We start from the raw sequence: 17,637 nt of genomic DNA, 5'->3' as shown, positions 1-17,637 counted from the left end.
CTATGAATCCCGTCGACCACAAGGGCTATTGCTCCGCAGCCTCGCGCGGCCGCTCGGCTTCCAGCGCAAGCCGGCGGTAGCCAGCCTCGTTGAGCGCGCCCATCACGGCCATGATCTCTCCATAGGCGACCCCGCGGTCGCCCCGCACGAATACCCTGACATCCGAATTGTTCTGTGTGATTGCGACCATTCGAGGGCCGAGCTCGCCAATCGTGACCGGCGTCTCCATCAGATAGATTGATCCGTCGGCCTGCACCGAAACTTCGATCGGTTCGTCGGTTCCGCTCAGCTCGCCGACATTGGCGTCGGGCAGGTCGACCTCCACACCGACGGTGAGCAGCGGTGCGGCGACCATGAAGACGATCAGCAGAACGAGCATCACGTCGACGAAGGGCGTGACGTTGATCTCGCTCATGGGCGGCCGTCGGCGCCGCGCCCTGGCGCTGCGCTGGCCGCCGCCGCTCGCACTGAACTGGATCGCCATCAGCCGCCCTTCTCGTCGAGCTGGCGCGAGAGAAGCGAATGGAACTCGGCGGCGAAGGTCTCAAGCCGGCTGCCGTAGCGGTCGAGATCGGTCGAGAGCTTGTTGTAGGCAATCACGGCGGGGATGGCCGCAAGCAGGCCGAGTGCCGTCGCGAAAAGCGCCTCGGCAATGCCCGGCGCGACGACCGTGAGCGAGGTGTCCTTGCTCACGGCGATGGCGGTGAAAGCGTTCATGATGCCCCAGACCGTGCCGAACAGGCCGATGAACGGAGCGGTCGAGCCGACGGTGGCGAGGAAGCTCATGTAACGTTCGAGACGGTCCATCTCGCGATCGGCGCTGACGTGCATGGCCTGGTTGATGCGCTGCTGCAGACCGGCGCGCAGCAGGTCATCGGCGATCATGTCCTGACGCTGCATCGCCCGTCCGAGTTCCTCCATGGCGGCCGCGAATACGGCGGACATGGGGTTGCCTGGATCGCGTCCGATACGGCCATAGAGATCCTCCAGCGAGCCGCCGGACCAGAACGACTCCTCGAAATCCTCGGCTTGGCTACGAAGCCGACGCAGCCGGACCACCTTGTCGAAGATGATCGACCAGCAACACACCGAGGCACCGAACAGGATGATCATCACAAATTTGACGATGATGTCGGCGCGCCAGAACAGGCTCCAGACCGACATGCTGGCTTCCGGCGCGGAGCCGGCGAGAGCGGCAATTTCCAAGGTCTTCTTCTCCTTCAGACCGAGGGCGCTTGCGCGCCCTCTCCCTCATTCACGATTCAGAAACGCCTGTCGGACACCGGGCGGTATGCGACCCGGCCGCCCCGATGGCGACAGGAAAGCGAGCTTCACATCAAGCCGAACGAGCGTGTCGTCACCGCGCATCACGTTCTGTTCCATGCGGACACTGGTGCCCGAGACATCCCGGACGTTCGTCGAAACAACCAGTTCATCGTCGAGCGACGCGGCAGCCCGGAAGTCGATCGCCATCTCGCGCACGACGAAGCCGCCACCGGCTTCCTCGCGCAGGGTGCCGTGGTCGAACCCGCAAACCCGCAGGCACTCCGTGCGGCCGCGTTCGGCAAAGCGCAGATAGGCCGTGTGATAAACAATGCCGCCAGCGTCGGTGTCCTCGTAGTAGACCCGGACCGAGTGGCGATGGACGCGATCATCCATCCTCTCCCCCGTCCATGAAGAGTTCGACCTGATCCTTGCGGCCTTTCGGCGCGTTGAGCCCGAGATGCTCGTAACTCGCCAGCGTGATCATGCGGCCCCGCGGCGTGCGCTGCACGAAACCCTGCTGAATGAGGAACGGCTCAATGACGTCCTCCAGGGCGTCGCGATGCTCCGACAGGGCCGCCGCGACCGTTTCAACACCGACCGGCCCGCCGCCATAGTGTTCGGCAATGCAGGCGAGATAACGCCGATCCATGGTGTCGAGCCCGCGGGCATCGACGTCCAGTCGCGCGAGCGCAGCGTCGGCCACAGCCGCATCAATGGTGTCCGCACCTTCCACATGGGCAATGTCACGCACGCGGCGCAGCAACCGTACGGCCACGCGCGGTGTTCCGCGGGCCCGTCGTGCGATCTCCATGGCGCCGTCGTCCAACAGCGGCGCCTCCATGATGCGCGCCGCGCGCGACACGACGATCGCGAGGTCGTCGGCGTCATAGAAGTCGAGCCTGAGCGGAATGCCAAAACGTTCACGCAGCGGCATGGTCAGAAGACCCGACCGCGTCGTCGCGCCCACCAGCGTGAACTTCGGCAGATCAATGCGCACGGAGCGTGCCGCCGGCCCCTCGCCGATGATGAGGTCGAGCTGGAAGTCCTCCATGGCGGGATAAAGCACCTCTTCTACGGCAGGATTGAGGCGGTGAATCTCGTCGATAAAGAGGACGTCGCGTTCTTCGAGGTTGGTCAGCAGCGCGGCGAGGTCACCCGCACGCACGATGATCGGGCCCGAGGTGGCGCGAAACCCGACACCGAGTTCACGAGCGACGATCTGGGCCAGCGTCGTCTTGCCCAGTCCGGGCGGTCCATGCAGCAGCACATGGTCCAGCGCCTCGCCACGTCCGCGCGCCGCCTGCACGAAGATGGCGAGGTTACGGCAGACCTGACGCTGGCCGATGAAGTCGTCGAGCGCCTGTGGGCGGAGAGAACCCTCGACATCGTCGGAGCCCGGCGCGCCGCTGACCAGCCTATCGTCACTCACTGCGAGAGCTCCTTGAGGCTGCCACGGATCAGCGCCGCGACATCCGCGCCCTCACCCAGAAGCTTGCGGGCTGCAACGACCGCAGCGAACGCCTCCGAGCGCCCGTAGCCCAGGTTGACCAGTGCCGAGAGGGCGTCGGCGTCGGGCCCCGCATCGGCCGTTGCCGGCGCTCCCGGTTGCAGCGCGGCACCCGGTCCAGGGCCGATATCGCCCATGCGGTCCTTCAGCTCGGTGACGACCCGTTGGGCGAGGCGCGGGCCGACGCCGCTGGCGCGCGCCACCGCCGTCTTGTCCCCGGCCATGATGGCCTGGGTCAGCTCCTCGGGTGCGAGCACCGACAGGATCGCCAGCGCGACACGCGCGCCGACCCCTTGCACGGTCATCAGGATGCGGAAGCAATAACGTTCGGCGTGATCGGCAAATCCGTAGAGGACGATCCGGTCGTCGCGGATGAAGGTCTCGACGAAAACACTGGTCGCGCCGTCGCCCAGGGTGCGCAAGGTACGGGTCGAACAGGAGAGCTCGTAGCCGACGCCGCCAACATCAAGAATCGCCCAGTCCTCGCCGGCCGTGTCGAGCGTGCCTGTCAGCTTGCCGATCATGCGGTCACGGCCGCCGTCAGACGGCGCTGCGGTCCCAAGGTCTCCGCGTGGTGGGCGTGGCAGATCGCAACGGCGAGCGCATCGGCCGCATCGGCGCTCTTCACGCCGGAATCGGGCAGCAGCATCGCCACCATGGCGGCGATCTGATCCTTGTCGGCCTTGCCCGTGCCGACGACCGACTTCTTAACCAGCCGCGCCGCGTACTCCGCAACCGGCAGGCCGGTCGAGGCGGAAGCCACGAGCGCCGCGCCGCGCGCAAGACCAAGCTTCAGCGTGCTGTCCGGATTGCGGTTGACGAAAGTTTCCTCGATCGCCACGCCGTCGGGATGGCGCGCGTTGAGCACGTCGACCACACCGTCATAGATCGCCGTCAGCCGCTCGGCCATGGCGGCCTTGATCGCAGGCGAGATCACGCCATGCGCCACGTGGCGCAGGGAGTTCCCTTCGATGTCGATCACACCCCAGCCGGTGTGTTGGAGGCCCGGATCCAGGCCCAGGATCCGCATCAGGCGACCAGCCGTTCCATAACGTCGGCGGCGATCTCGAAGTTCGCCGCGACCGACTGAATGTCATCGTTGTCCTCAAGGACGTCGATGAGCTTGAGCAGGGTGCTGCCCTTTTCTTCATCGATCTCGATGGTGTTGCCGGGTTTCCAGATCAGGCCAGCTTCCTGCGGATCGCCGAACTGATCGGAGAGCGCCTCGCTGACCTGGCCGAAATCACCGGGGGCACAGTAGATTGTGTGGCCGTCACCGTCGGAGACGACATCGCTGGCGCCAGCCTCAAGTCCCGCTTCGAAGATGGTGTCGGAATCGCCGACGTCGGCACCGAACACGACCTGGCCGAACCGTTCGAACATGAAGGAGACACTGCCGGTCTCGCCCAAGGATCCGCCGAACTTGTTGAACGCGGCGCGGACCTCGGATGCGGTCCGGTTGCGGTTGTCGGTCAGCGCCTCGACAATGACTGCGATGCCGCCGGGTCCGTAACCCTCGTAGCGCATCTCCTGATAGTCCGTCTGGTCGTCACCACCGGCGGCCTTCCTTATGGCCCGTTCGATGGCGTCCTTGCCCATGTTCACGGCACGCGCAGCCTGGATCGCGGCCCGCAAGCGCGGATTGTGCTCGGGGTCCGGCATGCCCGTCTTGGCGGCAACGGCGATCTCGCGCCCCACCTTGGTGAACTGCTTGGCGCGCTTCGCATCCTGTGCGCCCTTGCGGTACATGATGTTCTTCCATTTGGAATGGCCGGCCATAATGTCCTCTGACTCGTTTCTGTCTTCGGTTGGCGTCCAGATATCGCGCGTTGACACATTGACAATACCACATCCGGTCCCCCGAGGGGACGCAAACTGTGGGCGGATCGTCAGATTTTGAACACGGAATCGGCCGACGCGCGGGCACCTTCCTTGCTGTTGATCATGGCCCGGGCGCGGCCGATCTCGGCTTCGAGTTCCGCGACGTAATCCTTGAGCGCCTCAATCGACATGGTCTCCAGGTTCCGAGGCTTGGCCGTGGGCCGTTTGGGCTCCACATCGTCGATGTCCATGGCGTTCTCCTCGCTTGATCCGGTAACCCTGTTATAGAGCAGATCGTCAAACGACTGAATCGCCCCGGAGATCGCCATGACCGACCTGCCCATGACCATGCGCGCGATCGCGTACGACGGCAGCGGCGGATCCGAGGTCGTCAAGATCGCGGAACGACCGGTACCGGTGCCGTCGATCGGCGAGGTGCTGGTCAAGGTCGCGGCCGCCGGCGTCAACCGGCCGGACCTGCTGCAGCGCGCCGGGGGTTATCCGCCCCCGCCCGGCGCCAGCGACATCCCAGGCTTGGAAATCTCGGGCGAGGTGGTGGCCAACGGCCCGGACTCCGCCGATCTGACCGTCGGCGACAAGGTCATGGCGCTCGTCTCAGGTGGCGGCTACGCGGAGTACTGCGTGGTCCCCGCACCGCAGGCCCTGCCCGTTCCCGAGGCCTTGACGATGGCCGAGGCCGCTGCGGTCCCTGAGACCTTCTTCACCGTCTGGACCAACGTCTTCCAGCGCTCGCGCCTGCAGGCCGGCGAAACACTGCTGGTGCACGGTGGTGCAAGCGGTATCGGCACCACCGCCATTCAGCTCGCCCAAGCCCGGGGATCGCGCGTCTTCGTCACTGCCGGCAGCGGCGAGCGCTGCCGTTCCTGCGAAGCGCTCGGTGCCGAGCGCGGTATCAACTATCGCACCGAGGATTTCGTCGAAGTGACGGCCGACCTGACCGATGGGCGGGGCGTCAACGTCATCCTCGACATGGTGGGCGGCAGCTATATTCCGAAGAACATCAAGGCGCTGGCAACCGAAGGCCGGCTCTGTTTCATCGCGTTCCTGGGCGGGCCGAAGGCCGAGGTGAACTTCGCCCCGTTGATGATGAAGCGCGCGACCATCACCGGTTCCACCCTGCGGGCGCGGTCGGTCCTCGAGAAAGGTGCGATCGCCGAGGAGCTCAAACGTGAGGTCCTGCCGCTGCTGGAGAACGGCCGGGTCAAGCCCGTCATGCACGCCGCCTATCCCCTGGTCCGGGCTGCCGAGGCGCAGGACGCCATCGACGGCGACCACGTGGGCAAGGTGGTGCTGACCATGGAATGACGGCGGATCGGTTGTCAGAGAACGACTGATCGATTAGGTAGCTTCCGTACTGGGCCCGATTCGCGGCCGCGCCGTATCAAGGAGACATGATGGCAAAGTTGCTCATGCCCCAGGCAACCGCCGTCTGGCTGGTCTACAACACGACGCTGACCTTCAAGCAGATCGCCGACCTGTGCGGCATGCATGAGCTCGAGATCCAGAGCATCGCCGACGGCGAGGTCGCGACCAGCATCGTCGGCCAGGATCCGGTTCTGTGGGGCCAGATGGACGCTGACGAGATCGCGCGATGCGAAGCCGACCCCGATGCGTCGCTCAAGCTGCGCGAGCGCAAGGACCTGCCCAAGATCAAGCAGAGCAAGGCGCGCTACACACCGGTCTCCAAACGCCAGGACAAGCCCGACGCCATCGCCTACCTGCTGAAGCGGTTCCCGCAGCTTGCCGACGCCCAGATCGTGCGCCTGATCGGCACGACCAAGCAGACCATAACCCATGTGCGCGAGGGCACCCACCGCAACTCCGAGGAACTGGAGCCGAAGGATCCCGTTCTGCTGGGGCTGTGCACGGCCAAGGACCTCAACGTCGAGATCGAGAAGGCAAACGCCAAGGCTGCGACACTGGAAAAGAACCTCGCCGCCGCCCGCGCCGAGCTCGCCGCCCGCGACGCCGAGGAACCGAAGGAAATCGGCGAGGCGTAGTCTTTTGGCCCGCCGCATCATCCTGGATGCGTCGCGTCGAACGTCCTACACCGGTCTCCTGAAGAGGTCCTTGCGCAGGCTGGACATCGCTTCCCGATCGACCGCGACTTGGATGACGGCGGGTTCACCCGCCGCGAGTGCCTCCGAGAGCATCCGGCCGACCTCGCCCGGTTCCGATGCCGTGTAGCCCTTCGCGCCGATCTGTTCGGCAAAGGTGGGGTAACTCGGGTTGAGCAGATCGGCACCGAGATAGCGCGCATCGAAGAAGTCGCGCTGATAGGCCTTCTCCGCGCCCCAGGCGCCGTTGTCGAGCACGACCGCGACGACCGGAAGACCATGCTGTACGGCCGTCGTCATCTCGATCATCGTCATGCCGAAACCGCCGTCGCCCATGATGGAGACGACGGGCCTGTCAGGCGCTGCCGCCTGAGCGCCCAGGGCAGCGGCGTAGCCGAAGCCGACGAGGCCGAAGTCGAGCGGCGTGACGAGGCCCGGCGTCTGCCCGAACCGCATCCGGTCGGCGGCTTGGAGACACATTGCCCCGGTGTCGAGCGTGACGATCACATTCTCCGGCAGTGCTTCGCGAATCTCCCCGAAGACACGCACAGGCGGCAGGGGATCGCCCGTCTGACGCGCCTCTTCCCTGCGCTCGGCATTCAGCGCCTCGCGGTTCGCCGTGAAGGCCGACGTCCACGACGACCAGGCCGCGCCATCGATACCCTCGGCTCGCACTCTGTTGTGCAGCGCGACGGCCGTCGCGCGTGCATCCGCGACGATCCCAAGCGACACCGGGAAGTGTCGGCCGAGCGCCATGGCATCGATGTCGACCTGAACGATCCTGGCGTCGGCGGCGACATAGTCATTGCTGTGGAAGGTCGAGTTGAAACCGAGCCGTGTTCCCAGCGCCAAGATCAGATCGGCATCGCGGGTCAGGGCGCTTGCCGCGCGATTGCCGCGCGGTCCGGCCTGGCCAGCCAGCAGCGGATGATCGGTCGGCAGGACATCGTGGTGCCCTGTCGACGCCACGACCGGAACCTCCAGCGCCTCGGCCAGGGTGGCCAGCGCCTGTGAACCGCCCGACCATTTGAAGCCAGCGCCGGCCACAAGGACCGGGCGCCGCGCGTCGCGCAGCATGCCGACGATCGCATCGAGCTGTACGCAGGACGGCCCGCCGGCGGATGCCTGCAGATGAAGCAGCGACGTGCTGGCAGGAACATCGGCCGCAAAGCAATCGCGCGGCACATGCAACACAACGGGACCACGCCGACCGGTCATCGCGACCCGCATGGCCTCGGCCATCAGTTCAGGCAGGCGATCGGGCCCAGGGACCACGATCGACCGCTTGGAGATCGGGGCAAAGAGCGCCTGCTGGTCGATCTCCTGGAACGTGTCACGCCCGGCCTGCTCGCGCGAGATTGCCCCCGCAATCGCAACGACGGGCGAATAGGCCAAGTGCGCCTCGGCGATCGCTGTCACCAGGTTTGCAACACCGGGCCCAGCCTGCGCCCCCAGCACGACGCCGGGACCACCGGTGATGCGGGCGTAACCGTCGGCCATGTGGCCCGCGGCCCGCTCGTCCCGCGTACCGACGTAGGCAATCTCCGACGAACGCAGGGCGTCGTAAAGCTCCAGCATGGAACCGCCGAGCAGACCGAAGACGGTTCCGACACAGGCCTGTTCGAGCAAGCCGACCACCGCTTCGCCAGCACCGATCCGTTCGTTCATCAAACCTCCCAGGCCGCCTGCAGGCCCTCGAGAACCGCCTCTTCGGCAGTGCGGGGGGCGAGGCAGTCACCGATACGGGTGAAGGCAATGCCCGCGCGTTCCAAGGCTTCGCCGAGGTCATCACAGGGCGTCTGCCCGAGTGAAAGAACCAGCGTGTTGACATCGTCTGCGACAATCGCTTCGTTGGTCAGTGTGTTCTGGAAGTAGGCGCTGCCGGCATCGGCACCGAACAGCCGCGCATGGGTGCGGATCTCGACGCCCAGCCTGTGAAGACGACCGACGTAGTGATTGCGCACGTAGAGCTGGAGGATTTCGCCTGCCATCGCGCCGTTGACCATCAACCTTACATGACGGCCCGAGCTCGCGAGCATCTCGGCGAGCCCGATGCCGATCCAGTCACAGCGCCAGTCTGCAATGACAATCCGGTTGCCGATATTGGCGCCATCAAGCGCCTGCCAGGCGTCGACAACATGCGCCTCCTCCTCGCCCTCGATCGCTGGGCGATACGGCACGCCTCCGGTCGCAACGATCACGGCGTCTGGCGTGTCGGACGCGATCGTCGCCTGATCGACATGCGATCCCAGTCGGACGGACACACCGGCCTCGCGCATCTCGCGCTCAAGGTTCTGAACGATCCCGCCGAATTCCTCGCGCCCCGGCAGACGCTGCGCCAGCAGGACCTGTCCACCAAGGCGATCCGCAGCTTCATGCAGGGTCACGTCATGGCCTCGTGCCCCCGCAACCGCAGCCGCCTTCATGCCGGCGGGACCGCCCCCCACCACCATCACGTGCTTGTGGGCGTCAGCCGGGGTGATGTCGCCGAACTCAACCTCCCGCCCACTTTCGGGATACTGGATGCAGGAGACCGGCACGCCTTTGTGCGAGTGACCGATGCAGGCCTGGTTACATGCGATGCACGCCCTGATGTCGTCCAATCGACCCGCCTGCGTCTTGGCGGGCATCTGTGGGTCGCAGATCATCGCACGGGTCATGCCACAAAGATCCGCATCACCCGATGCCAGGATTGTTTCGGCCGTCTGCGGCTGGTTGACACGGCCGGTCACAATCACGGGCAGACCAGTGGCCTCCTTGATGCGCCGGCCGTAGGGCGCGACGTAACCCGCAGGCACACCCATCGGTGCGGCGATATGGATTGAGGCACCCAGGCTCGACGACATGCCCGCGACCACGCTGATGTAATCGAGCTTCGGCGCCAAGACTGCGCAGATGTCGACAACCTCGTCGGCGCTGAGTCCTTGGGCCGGTTCGAGTTCGTCGCCGGAAATGCGCATCCCCAGGCTCCGGTCACCGATGGCCGAACGCATCGCGTCAAGACAGTGCACGACGAAGCGAAATCGGTTCTCGAAAGAGCCGCCCCAGCAATCTTCACGAAGGTTGAGGCGGGGATTGAGAAACTGGGCCGGCAGGTAGCCCTGGCTTGCGACCAGCTCCACGCCATCAAGCCCGGCCTCCACCATATGGCCGGCGCTGCGCCCAAAGCCCTCAATGACCTCTTCGATCAACGCGTCCGACATCGACCGCGGCATGATGTGGAAACGTTCGTTCGGCACCGACGATGGCGCGTAGGCAGTTGCGAGCGTCCCGTCGGGCGTCGATTGCACCTCGCGACCCGGGTGAAAGAGCTGGCCGAACAGCGCGGCGCCGTGGCCGTGAACTGCCTCGGCCAGCCGGCGGTAACCGGGGATGCACGCGGGTGTGTCGGCCTGCAGGAAGTTGTCAGCAAAATGGGCGGTCTGATGAACACCGGCCACCTCGGCCACGATCAGTCCGGCACCGCCCCGCGCACGCGCTTCCTGATAGGCGATGTAACGATCCGATGGCACACCATGGGAGTGGTGCGTGTGGTGGCCGGTCGAAACGATCCGGTTGCGAACCCTGGTGGTTCCCAGATCGACCGGCGAGAAGAGGTTGGGAAACGCCGCATTCATGGTGCCGGAGCCATTCGCTCCCGCGGCAGCCTGATCGGGAAACGCTCGCGCAGACGCCGATCGGTCGCATCGTCGATGTGGCGGGGATAGTGCGAGGCGAGGATGCGCCGGACCTCGTCCCTGGCCCGGTCGCGGATGTCCCTACCCCCCTTCTCCTCCCAGTCGGAGGGCGAGAGGCGGTCGGCGATGTCGGGGTAGAGATAGTCGCGGGTCATGTTCTCGAGCGTCTGGGCGTGGCCGAGATAGTGCCCCTCGCCCAGCACCACATCACGAATGGTCTCGACCGAGAGGCTTTCATCGCTGACCTCGATGCCGCGCACGGTTCTCAGGATGGCACCCAGCATGTCGTTGTCGATGACGTAACCTTCCATCGTCAGTCCCAGAAGACTTGCCTGCATGCCGCAGGTCTGGGTTACCATGGAGCAGCCGGCCTGGGCTGCCAGCGTGATCGTGTAGCCCTTCTCATAGCCCGATTGGGCGTCCGGGATCTTGGAGTCGGAGATCCCCGCCATCACGCTGCAGGGAATGCCGTATTGGCGCGCCATCTGGGTGGTCGCCGCAGCGACGATCGCCTGCTCGCCGCTGCCGCCGCACATCGCACCCGTGCGCAGATCCGAGACGATCGGTTTGGGGCCAGTGATAACAGTAGCTTCTGGGTCGATCAGATTGCAGTAGACCAGTCCCGCGAGCGCCTCGGCGACGGCCTGGGCGACCGTGCCGGCGAGTTTGACCGGCGCTGTCGCTCCGGCCTGCCCGGCCGAGACCAGCATGACCGGCATGCCGAGCGGGATCGCCTTTTCGATGACCCAAAGCGCCTCTTCGGCGAAGCGCATGGGCGGAACGACATGGCAGGACAGCAGCATGGCGAATGGCCGCTTGCGGTACCGACCCTCGCCGCCCGCGACCGTGTCGAACAGCGCTACGACATCCTCAACGTTGTCCGCCACCGTGATGCTGGTGCCGACGTGCTTGGCCGTGCCCGAGAGGATGGCGTAGGCGGTGTTGAGATCGAACGCGCGCACGTCCTCCACGTCACGGGCGACGAGCGAGCGGTCGTAGAAATGGATGTTGGGCAGCGTGTCGACAATGCGAGCGACATCGTAAAGATCGGCCAGGTTCGCCCCGCGATAAAGCCCGGTGTCCAGGTCGACGATGTTGGGCGAGGCGCCACCGGAACCGAAATGCACGCGACCGTCGGCGATCTCAAGGTCGTGCTCCGGGGTCTGACCGTGCGCAACGAAACGCTTCCGGCTACGCGCCAGGATGTCCTCGACGAGGGCGCGGGGAAAGTGAAGCCGCCCGTGCTCGCAGACCCAGCCGCCACGCTCGGACACGCGCTCAATCATCGGCGGAATCGCGCCGGCGAATCCGATGTCCTCCAGCAGCCGCATGACAGCCTCCTGGACCTGTGCCACATCGCTGTCGGAGAGCGGCTGGTAACGCCCGCCGGACATGCCAGGCCAAACCGCCCGTTCGTCGGGCGGAAGCGGCGCGGCGCGCTCGGCATGGCGCGCACTGCGTCCCCGGCGTTGCGGTTTCGCGGTCTGGGCCTCGTCCATCGTCACAGCCTGCCCGTGTCAGGCATGAGGAAGATTAAGCCTAGTCGTCAGGCACCACGGGCGACAAATGCGGAATTCTTGGTGGTAGGGTTAACGCCGCTAGCTCTCGTCGTCCGGTTTCATGTGCCTGTTCATGAACGGAATCTGGGACAGCGTGAAGCCGATCGTCAGCGCCATGAGACCGAACACCTTAAAGTTCACCCAGATGAGCTCGCTCTGGGTACGCCAGACCAACTCGTTGAGCGCGGCCATGGCAACGAAGAACACGGCAAAGCGCAGCGTCAGGCCCCTCCAGCCCGCATCATCAAGACCAAGCGCCTTGCCCACGACGAACTGCAGCGGCGACTTGCCCAGCGCCAGACCGCCGGCCAGCAGCACGGCGAACAGGAGCTGAACGATGGTCGGCTTCATCTTGATGAAGGTGTCGTCCTGCAGGATCAGCGTGAGGGCTCCGAAGACGCCGACGAACCCGGCAGCAACCAGAGCCATCTTCGGCACGTGACGCGCCACGCCGTAGCCAAGAGCCAGCGCACAGAGCGTGGCCACCATCAGGGCCACCGTCGCGGTCATCAGATCCGACATCAGATAGGCGACGAAGAACACCGCAAGCGGGCCGTATTCGGTCGCTGGCGTCAGCCAGCGAGGCGGTGCATCTGATGTCATGCCAAGCCGTTGTCTGGAGGGTCTTGGCAACCAATATCGGATTTGCTCCGCCGCTGACAACCACCTGCGAGCCCGAGACATGAGCCTGCAAGCCGAACTGAGCTCCATCGAGAACACGCTGCCGTCCGACCTCGCCGCCTCGATCGGCACCATGGTCAACCGCATTGTCAACGCCAACAGCGGCGCCGGAACGCGCGCCCAGAAGGTTGGTGACGATGCGCCCAGCTTCATTCTGTCCGATGCCCGCGGCAACGCGACCGCGTTACGGGCGCTGCTGATGCAGGGGCCAGTGGTTCTGGTCTTCTATCGCGGCCGCTGGTGTCCCTATTGCAGCGCCGAACTCGCGGCCTACCAACTCGCTTTGCCGGACATCAAGGCATGCAAAACGTCGTTGGTGGCGATTTCGCCGGAAGCGCCCGACGGTTCGTTGACCGAGGATGAAATCGATGCGCTCTCGCTGGAAATCCTGAGCGATCCCGGCAACCAGACCGCGAGGACGTTCGGCCTTGTCTACCGGCTCGACGACGAGTCCCGGCCGCTCTATGAGCGGAACGGCCTCGACCTCGGCAAGATCAACGATGACGAGAGCTAGGAGCTCCCGGTACCGGCGGTGTTCGTTGTCGGCCAGGACCGCAAGAGCGCCTTCGCTTCAGCCCATCCGGATGATCGTGAGCGGGCCGAACCGGCCGATGTTGTCGACGCGCTCAACGCCATGGCTACCCTGAACGGATGAATGGCATGTCCATCGAGACCAGCTTCGGCGTTCTGCGCACAAAGATTCTGCGGTTCCTAAACGAGCGGGCGGGTGCCTGCCCCGATCAGGCGCGCCCCATCGGGACGTTGATCGAGGCCCTTGAAGGAGCCGACCTGCCATGGCCGCCGCCGGAACCTCTGCGCCTGCCCGGCTGCCGTCACCTCAAGAGCGCCCTTGCGATGGCCGAGGACGGACCGATGGCGGATCTCGCCCGCGCCTTCGCAGCCTTCGAACCGCATTTGCGGTGGATCCGCACTGAGCATTACCGCGAGGCGCTCGGCGATGAGTACATGGCGAACTACTGCTACGCCAACATTCTGGGCTACGACGCGCTGATCCCGCACGACCGGGTGATCGCCGCCTTCTTCGTGATCGGCCCGGGGCGCCACTATCCGCGCTACTATCACGAGGCCGAGGAAATCTACTTTCCCTTCGGCGGCGACACGCTGTGGAGCCAGGACGACGAGAAACCAAGGCTGCGACCCGCGGGCGAGCCGATCCACAACACGCCGTGGCTGCCGCATGAGATGATCACGCAGAAAACGCCGCTCTTCACCTTCTGCTTCTGGGTCTCACCGGGACCGATCAAGCTCGCGCAGCTCAGTCCGGCAGGTTGATCGGATCGGAGGTGGCGTCCTTCCGGGCGAACCAGTGGAACAGTCGCTCGAACAGGTGTTTTGCGGACATGCCACCCCGGTCCTTCCGTCGATAGGCCACGTACCGCGAAACCGACGAGCCACCGGGTCCGAGGCAGCGGCACGTGACGTCGGCGCGATCAAGCGCCGCGTCGAAGCGCTGCCTGAACGATGGTGCGGCCGACGCCGCCCGCGACCAGATCGGCAAGGGATGATGAAGGAGACCGCCGGCAGGATCCGAAGCAGCTTCACGCCGGCCGGTTGGAGCCTCGCGACAAACCCGGGGTCCTAGACGGGATTGTCCTCTTCGGTGATGTCGGTCCAGTCATGGAAAACAGAGGGATCAATTCAGCTCTGATCGCCAGCACCGTCTGCGTACCGACATGCGACAAGATCGTCCTCGAACAGCACGCGTACAAAGACGTGCTGCTCCGGCGGGGCCCGCGGAAAGACGGCGACATCGATGCGTCCGCGCGCCAGCGCATCCAGGGTGTCGTCGGGCAACGTCACGTCATAAGCGACATCAAGCTCGGGGAAGTTCTCGGCCACATGGGAAAGGAAAGGCGGCATCCAAACCAGGCACGCACGCGCGACATGCGCTCGACAGCGGCCTCCGCCCAGGCGAGTGCATCGAGCGCGATGTCGGCCGTCGCACCGCGGTCGAAGCCTTCGGGCGTTTCGCCAGACGATGGCAGGTGTCTCAGGTACCCGAAAACACTGCGGCCGTGGAATTCTGGCGCAAGGTGATCGCTGACTGCACCCCACGCCTGGACCCATTATTGTCATCATCTGGCTCCTTCTGCGGTCCTCGATCGCGATTCAGACTATTCGTCACGCTCCGAGAGATCGCCACAGGACCGCTGTCAATGACCGATACGAACACCTCCGTTGCCCGTCGAGGACGCGAAAAGCGTCGCCGGGACCGCGAGTCCCGGCGCCAGTCGACGGACATGGTCGCGGGAAGTCCGTTGGCCCAGGTCTTCCGGCCTCTCAGCGACGGCGACGTCGCGCGTGTTCATGACGCCGCGCTGACCCTGCTGGAAACGGTCGGGATGGCAACCCCGACGGACCGTGTTCAGGAGACCGCGCTCGCGGCAGGCTGCTCGCTCTCGGAGTCGGGCCGCCTCCTCTTTCCGCGTGCCTTGGTCGAGGACCTGCTCGCCGGCGCGGCAAAGAGTTACGTGGTGCACGGACGCGATCCCGCATACGACTTCGAAGCGCGCAACGGCACGGTGAACTTCTGCACAGGCGGCGCGGCCGTGAAGATACTCGACATCGACACCCGCCAGTATCGGCCCAGCACCCTGCGCGACCTCTACGATATCGCCCGGGTCTGCAACACGCTAGAGAACCTGCAGTGGATCACCCGCCCCGTGGTGATCACGGACGTCGAGGACGTCTTCGCCTTCGACATCAACTCGATCTACGCCTGCGCGGCGGGCACGAAGAAACACATCGCCACCAGCTATGCGAACGGCGAAAACGTCACTGCCTCGCTCCCGATGCTCGATCTTCTGGCAGGCGGTGACGGCGCCTTCGCCAAACGACCGTTCTGCACGATCCACGCGACCACCGTGGTCTCGCCCATGACCTTCTCTCAGGACAGCTTGGATGCGGCCTGCGCGGCGATCGACATCGGCATGCCGCTCCATTGCCTGACGGGACCGCAGGCCGGTGCGACCTCGCCTGCCGCGCTGGCGGGTGCGCTGGCCCAGGGTTGTGCGGAATCGCTGGCCTCGCTCTGCATCGTCAACATGCTGAGCCCCGGCTATCCCGTCGCCATGGGCAATTGGCTCTTTGTCTCTGATCTCCGGACCGGCGCCTTCAGCGGCGGCGGCGGCGAGCAGGCCCTGCTTTGCGCTGGCGCCGGGCAGATGGCGGCGTTCTATGGCATCCCGGGAGGCTGCGGCTCCGGCATGACCGACTCAAAGCTGCCGGATAACCAGGCAGGCTTCGAGAAGGGCCTCACCATGGCCACGGCGGCCATGTCGGGCGGCGGCTTCGTCTGGGAGTCGGCGGGTATGCTCGCGAGCCTGCTCGGTTGCTCCCATGAGGCGCTGATCATCGACGACGAGATGCTGAGCGTGATCCGCCGGATCGCGCGCGGCATTGAGGTGACCGACGAGACTTTGTCGGTCGACGTGGTCGCCGAAACCGTCGATGGGCCCGGCCATTATCTCGGCGCGCAGCAAACCATGGAGCTGATGGAGACCGAATACATCTACCCGCGCTACGCGGATCGGTCCTCGCCCGACGACTGGATGGATGCGGGCTCGCAGGACATGTGGGATCGCGCCACCGAGCATGCCCGCTCGGTCCTTGCGAACCACATGCCGGTCCAGATCGACGCCAAGACCGACGCCCGCATCCGTGAGCAATTCCCGATCATGCTCGATCCCGTCTGGCTGAGGGACACAGCCGCATGACCGACCGCGTCAGGGTCGCCATCGTCGGTGGCGGCATCGTCGGCGGCAGTGTGCTGTTCGCCCTTGCCAAACGCGGCTGGACCGACACGCTGCTGCTCGAGCGACACGCGCTGACATCGGGATCGACCTGGCACGCCGCCGGGAACGCTACCTTCTTCGGCCACTACACCAGCATCACCCGACTGTTCGTCGAGTCCGTGGCAACCTATCTTGAGACTGAGACGGAATCGGACCCGTCGGTCGGCTTCCACCCGGCGGGCAGCCTGCGGCTTGCGACCAGTGCGGCGGAACTCGCGGCCTATCAGCGCCTCGTGCCGATGTACGAGGAGATGGGCGTTCCCTATCACGTGATCGGACCGGCAGAAGTCGCCGAGATTCATCCGCTGCTCAATGTCGAATGTCTGTTCGGCGCCGCCCATACGCCGACCGACGGACACTGTGACTCCTCGGGCGCAACCCACGCCCTTGCTGCGGCAGCACGCAAGCGGGGCGCCCGGGGTCAAACGTCACTGCCACGTCCACGCGATCCGGCAAGCCGGCGACGGCTGGGAGCTCGAGACCGATGACGGTATGGTGCACGCTGAACACGTCGTCCTGGCCGCGAGCTTCTGGACCCGGGAGCTCGTCGCACCGCTCGGGCTCAACCTTCCGCTCTATGCGTTGGAGCATCACGAGGTCATCACCGACACCGTACCGGAACTGCAAGCGCTCGATTTCGAGGTCCCGACGGTGCGCGATCCCTGGGTGCCGTCGAACACGCGGCAGGAGCGCGGGGGCTTTCTGTGCGGGGTCTACGAGTCCGAGCCGAAGTTCTGGGCGATCGACGGCATTCCGCCCGACTTCACCAACGCGCTTCTGTCGCCCGACACGGAGCGGCTCGAGCCGCACCTTGTGCGGGTGATGGAGCGCCTGCCGGCCTTCGGACGTGCCGGCATCAAGACAGTCAACAACGGCCCGATCTGCTATGCGCCGGACGGCTGTCCCATGCTCGGGCCGGTCGAGAGCCACCCCGGCCTGTGGCTTGCCGCCGGCTTCGCCATCGGGATCGGCACCGGTGGCGGCTCCGGCAGGTTTCTCGCAGACTGGATGGTCGACGGCGTCGAGCCCTATCCGCTGCCAATTGTCCGCCCGTCGCGCTTTGCCAACGACATGACGCGCGACGCCTGCCTGCAGCAGATCGCTGCGACCTACCGCGCAGGCTACGTGATGCCGGGGACCGATCCTTGAAAGGCTGACGCCCCGGGCGTGACCTGCTTGCGGATCACGCCCGGGGCACCCTTGTGCACGCTACCCTTGTCTGTCTTCTGAACC

At 65.4% G+C, this 17,637-nt stretch carries 21 protein-coding genes; 7 read left to right on the top strand and 14 right to left on the bottom strand.

Annotation, left to right across the window (positions count from 1 at the left end):
- Positions 1-25 precede the first annotated feature (25 nt).
- The 8 genes from GDA49_04640 to GDA49_04605 form a co-directional block, all read right to left on the bottom strand.
- Complete coding sequence (locus tag GDA49_04640; GenBank protein ID MBC6439694.1) at positions 26-484, bottom strand: ExbD/TolR family protein; 459 nt, start codon at positions 482-484, stop codon at positions 26-28.
- Complete coding sequence (gene tolQ / locus GDA49_04635) at positions 484-1,164, bottom strand: protein TolQ (protein ID MBC6439693.1); 681 nt, start codon at positions 1,162-1,164, stop codon at positions 484-486. The genes GDA49_04640 and tolQ overlap by 1 nt, the downstream gene beginning before the upstream one ends.
- A gap of 87 nt (positions 1,165-1,251) precedes the next feature.
- Positions 1,252-1,659, bottom strand: a complete 408-nt coding sequence (gene ybgC / locus GDA49_04630) for a tol-pal system-associated acyl-CoA thioesterase (GenBank protein MBC6439692.1) — start codon at positions 1,657-1,659, stop codon at positions 1,252-1,254.
- Positions 1,652-2,695, bottom strand: a complete 1,044-nt coding sequence (gene ruvB / locus GDA49_04625; protein MBC6439691.1) for a Holliday junction branch migration DNA helicase RuvB — start codon at positions 2,693-2,695, stop codon at positions 1,652-1,654. Before ruvB ends, ybgC begins: the two co-directional genes overlap by 8 nt.
- Positions 2,692-3,297: a Holliday junction branch migration protein RuvA gene (gene ruvA, locus GDA49_04620; GenBank protein ID MBC6439690.1), complete on the bottom strand. Its 606-nt coding sequence runs from the start codon at positions 3,295-3,297 to the stop codon at positions 2,692-2,694. Before ruvA ends, ruvB begins: the two co-directional genes overlap by 4 nt.
- A complete protein-coding gene (ruvC, locus tag GDA49_04615) occupies positions 3,294-3,803 on the bottom strand; it encodes a crossover junction endodeoxyribonuclease RuvC (protein MBC6439689.1) in 510 nt (169 codons plus the stop codon). The genes ruvA and ruvC overlap by 4 nt, the downstream gene beginning before the upstream one ends.
- The gene (locus tag GDA49_04610; protein MBC6439688.1) at positions 3,803-4,552 is read right to left on the bottom strand and encodes a YebC/PmpR family DNA-binding transcriptional regulator; all 750 of its coding nucleotides are present in this window, start codon (positions 4,550-4,552) and stop codon (positions 3,803-3,805) included. Before GDA49_04610 ends, ruvC begins: the two co-directional genes overlap by 1 nt.
- A gap of 110 nt (positions 4,553-4,662) precedes the next feature.
- A complete protein-coding gene (locus tag GDA49_04605; GenBank protein ID MBC6439687.1) occupies positions 4,663-4,845 on the bottom strand; it encodes a DUF1192 domain-containing protein in 183 nt (60 codons plus the stop codon).
- 97 nt (positions 4,846-4,942) lie between these two features.
- On the opposite strand from GDA49_04605, the gene GDA49_04600 reads away from it, so the two are divergent.
- Both GDA49_04600 and GDA49_04595 read left to right on the top strand, forming a co-directional pair.
- The gene (locus GDA49_04600) at positions 4,943-5,920 is read left to right on the top strand and encodes an NAD(P)H-quinone oxidoreductase (protein ID MBC6439686.1); all 978 of its coding nucleotides are present in this window, start codon (positions 4,943-4,945) and stop codon (positions 5,918-5,920) included.
- A gap of 89 nt (positions 5,921-6,009) precedes the next feature.
- Positions 6,010-6,615: a DUF1013 domain-containing protein gene (locus GDA49_04595; protein MBC6439685.1), complete on the top strand. Its 606-nt coding sequence runs from the start codon at positions 6,010-6,012 to the stop codon at positions 6,613-6,615.
- Positions 6,616-6,660: 45 nt separating this feature from the next.
- Here the strand turns inward: GDA49_04595 and GDA49_04590 are convergent, their stop codons facing one another.
- The 4 genes from GDA49_04590 to GDA49_04575 all read right to left on the bottom strand — a co-directional run bounded on the left by GDA49_04590 (position 6,661) and on the right by GDA49_04575 (position 12,511).
- Positions 6,661-8,340 (bottom strand): thiamine pyrophosphate-binding protein, encoded by a 1,680-nt coding sequence (locus tag GDA49_04590; GenBank protein MBC6439684.1) that lies wholly within the window; start codon positions 8,338-8,340, stop codon positions 6,661-6,663.
- On the bottom strand, positions 8,340-10,289 hold the full coding sequence (locus GDA49_04585; protein MBC6439683.1) for an FAD-dependent oxidoreductase: 1,950 nt from the start codon (positions 10,287-10,289) through the stop codon (positions 8,340-8,342). Before GDA49_04585 ends, GDA49_04590 begins: the two co-directional genes overlap by 1 nt.
- Positions 10,286-11,848: a trimethylamine methyltransferase family protein gene (locus GDA49_04580; protein ID MBC6439682.1), complete on the bottom strand. Its 1,563-nt coding sequence runs from the start codon at positions 11,846-11,848 to the stop codon at positions 10,286-10,288. The genes GDA49_04585 and GDA49_04580 overlap by 4 nt, the downstream gene beginning before the upstream one ends.
- 99 nt (positions 11,849-11,947) lie before the next feature.
- Positions 11,948-12,511, bottom strand: a complete 564-nt coding sequence (locus tag GDA49_04575) for a septation protein A (protein ID MBC6439681.1) — start codon at positions 12,509-12,511, stop codon at positions 11,948-11,950.
- A 79-nt stretch (positions 12,512-12,590) separates the two neighbouring features.
- Here GDA49_04575 and GDA49_04570 point away from each other — a divergent pair, with 79 nt between their 5' ends.
- Positions 12,591-13,103 carry an AhpC/TSA family protein gene (locus tag GDA49_04570; protein ID MBC6439680.1) on the top strand — a complete coding sequence of 171 codons (513 nt, stop codon included), beginning with the start codon at positions 12,591-12,593 and terminating at the stop codon, positions 13,101-13,103.
- A 146-nt stretch (positions 13,104-13,249) separates the two neighbouring features.
- The gene (locus GDA49_04565) at positions 13,250-13,882 is read left to right on the top strand and encodes a hypothetical protein (protein MBC6439679.1); all 633 of its coding nucleotides are present in this window, start codon (positions 13,250-13,252) and stop codon (positions 13,880-13,882) included.
- Here GDA49_04565 and GDA49_04560 read toward each other — a convergent pair.
- Positions 13,866-14,108, bottom strand: a complete 243-nt coding sequence (locus GDA49_04560) for a hypothetical protein (GenBank protein ID MBC6439678.1) — start codon at positions 14,106-14,108, stop codon at positions 13,866-13,868. The two genes, GDA49_04565 and GDA49_04560, sit on opposite strands and share 17 nt — an antisense overlap.
- A 140-nt stretch (positions 14,109-14,248) precedes the next feature.
- A complete protein-coding gene (locus GDA49_04555; protein ID MBC6439677.1) occupies positions 14,249-14,470 on the bottom strand; it encodes a hypothetical protein in 222 nt (73 codons plus the stop codon).
- A 296-nt stretch (positions 14,471-14,766) separates the two neighbouring features.
- Between GDA49_04555 and GDA49_04550 the strand changes: the two genes are divergently transcribed.
- Genes GDA49_04550 through GDA49_04540 form a run of 3 tightly spaced genes read left to right on the top strand, consistent with a single transcriptional unit; the run spans position 14,767 to position 17,553 of the window.
- Positions 14,767-16,326 (top strand): trimethylamine methyltransferase family protein, encoded by a 1,560-nt coding sequence (locus GDA49_04550; protein ID MBC6439676.1) that lies wholly within the window; start codon positions 14,767-14,769, stop codon positions 16,324-16,326.
- Complete coding sequence (locus tag GDA49_04545) at positions 16,323-16,892, top strand: FAD-binding oxidoreductase (GenBank protein ID MBC6439675.1); 570 nt, start codon at positions 16,323-16,325, stop codon at positions 16,890-16,892. The genes GDA49_04550 and GDA49_04545 overlap by 4 nt, the downstream gene beginning before the upstream one ends.
- Entirely contained in the window at positions 16,792-17,553 is a 762-nt protein-coding gene (locus tag GDA49_04540) for an FAD-binding oxidoreductase (protein ID MBC6439674.1), read from the top strand. The genes GDA49_04545 and GDA49_04540 overlap by 101 nt, the downstream gene beginning before the upstream one ends.
- The last annotated feature ends 84 nt before the right edge of the window (positions 17,554-17,637 follow it).

This window comes from Rhodospirillales bacterium (genome assembly GCA_014323865.1).
Classification (GTDB): Bacteria; Pseudomonadota; Alphaproteobacteria; order SP197; family SP197; genus SP197.
This window is presented reverse-complemented; position numbering and strand designations above follow the sequence as displayed.